We start from the raw sequence: 1,911 nt of genomic DNA, 5'->3' as shown, positions 1-1,911 counted from the left end.
CCCCTGATGATGATATTGAAGTTCCCCGAAGGAAACCCCGTCTGGCAAGACTGGAAACTACGGAAGACGGATTTTCAGTCCGGCCGGGTGACGGAGCGGATATGGTCAGGTATCCGGTCAGGCTTAGGGTGAGAATGGCATACGATACAGCATCCGGAAACCCGTTCAAAAAGTACAGCCCCTTTGATTTTGATTTCAGTGGCAGAAGCGGTTCAACCCCCTTTGTGCAGGCCACTTCGGATACGGTGGCGCTGGCTGGATTTTCTCCCAATGAGCTGGAGTTTGAGATCAGTGGTCCGAAATTCAGGATTGATGTCTCTGGATTCGATAAGAACAGGGATCTGCTGGTAAAGCTCAGAGCGGTGCCGCCGGAGGAAACGTGAGATGCAGATGTCCAGGCGCATCAATCACACCGGCAGAAAGAAGATCAGGCATTCCGAAGTGGAGATACGGCTTCAGGAACAGGGTTCTGGACCGCCGTCATTTGAAGTGGATTTCAGGATGAACAGGAAAGAGTTGCCGCCGGATGCAGATCTGTACGTCGAGGCCTATCACCGCAATACGCTCCAGAGATTCGGGTTCGGCACGGTCGGAGCTCCGCTGCCGCCGTTGGATACCATGCTTGATCAGGTCGATCTTTCCGGGCCAGTTCTGTTCAGGGTCAAGGTGGTTGACAGTTCGCAGCAGATCAGCCGTCTGATTGCGCTGGCTGACCGGCTGGCGCCCAGATATGAAGAGACCGAAGAGCAGCGTTCGTCCCTGATGATCATCCGACGTATGCCGGAGATGGGCAACCTGGTATGGAAACTGTCGTTCAATGAGTTGCATAAGCCGGTGCTGTGCATCAACAGCAGTGTGCCGGATGGTATTGGCCAACTCCAGCACAACCCGTTTTTCCAGAGCCTTGTTCTGCCTTCGGCCTTCCGTGAGGTTCTGATGTACATCCTGTGGAATCAGGAAGGCGAACAGGATGAGGGTTCCTGGCAGGAACAGTGGATCACCTTTGCAAACAGGCTCGCACCGGAGGAATGCCCTGCGGACCCGGATCCGGACATACGGCATCAGTGGATCGATGACAGCGTGCGTGCTTTCAGCGAAAAACATCATTTCTGCGAACATCTGATCAGGCGCATGGAGGATCATAACTGTGGCTGATCCGATCAGAAAACTGAACGGGACCGGGCTGTCAGCGTTTGAACAGTATCTGCGCGATTTCAGGGAGGGAGAGAAACTTGCCCCCCCTTTCCATCTGCTGACGGATTCCCGGTACTCGGAGCCTCTGGAGGACTTTTCGTATGTGGAAAGGAGGGAATTTGGGACGCGTTATGAGATGGGTGTCTATCTTACGGAAATTCTGGAAGATACGGATATGCAATCCTTTCTTGGAGACCAGGGGTTCTGGAGCTGGCTGGCCCTGTACTGGTTTGACCAGCTTTGTCCGGCCAGGGCGGACGGATCAAGAAAGCCAAGTCAGATCTACAACTATATCCTGAGCTCCAATTACAACCACCGTCCGCGCCATGCTGTGCGAACCACCTGGCTGCTGGTGAGCCGCTATGGTGAAACTGCGCTGTTCCTTCTCAGCAAAAAGCCGAGTGAGCGCGGTGAGCTGATCGAGCAGCTGGCTGCCCGTCAGCATCTGATTAGCTGCCGGGGTGTCATCGAAGTGGCCAACCGTCTCTACTACGACGCTAACCGGAGAACCTTCAAACGCGGAGCCACCTCGACAAAGAGAAAAGGTAACATCCGGCGTTATATCGGATATCTGCAGCAGCTTGATCTTACCTATGATCTGTATTCGATTACGGAAGAAGCACTTTTGAATATATTGCCGGAAGAATATGAGCATTTTCTTTGAGCCAGCAAAGCAACCCGCTTTTGAAGCATTTAACAGGCTGTTGAAAAAGACAT

At 53.2% G+C, this 1,911-nt stretch carries 3 protein-coding genes; all 3 read left to right on the top strand.

The features are described 5' to 3' along the window. A partial coding sequence (locus ACOCD2_RS18225; protein ID WP_419625864.1) for a hypothetical protein occupies window positions 1-383 on the top strand: 383 nt, incomplete at its 5' end. 1 nt (window position 384) lies between these two features. Beyond that, the gene (locus ACOCD2_RS18220) at window positions 385-1,155 is read left to right on the top strand and encodes a hypothetical protein (RefSeq protein WP_293648868.1); all 771 of its coding nucleotides are present in this window, start codon (window positions 385-387) and stop codon (window positions 1,153-1,155) included. Further along, a complete protein-coding gene (locus ACOCD2_RS18215; RefSeq protein WP_293648865.1) occupies window positions 1,148-1,858 on the top strand; it encodes a hypothetical protein in 711 nt (236 codons plus the stop codon). The genes ACOCD2_RS18220 and ACOCD2_RS18215 overlap by 8 nt, the downstream gene beginning before the upstream one ends. The last annotated feature ends 53 nt before the right edge of the window (window positions 1,859-1,911 follow it).

This window comes from Thiolapillus sp. (genome assembly GCF_048562965.1).
Taxonomy (GTDB): domain Bacteria; phylum Pseudomonadota; class Gammaproteobacteria; order Chromatiales; family Chromatiaceae; genus Thiolapillus; species Thiolapillus brandeum_A.
This window is presented reverse-complemented; position numbering and strand designations above follow the sequence as displayed.

Excerpts from the sequence above, each read along its gene's own strand:
- ACOCD2_RS18220 (WP_293648868.1), top strand. The coding sequence starts at position 385 with ATGCAGATGTCCAGGCGCATCAATCACACCGGCAGAAAGAAGATCAGG.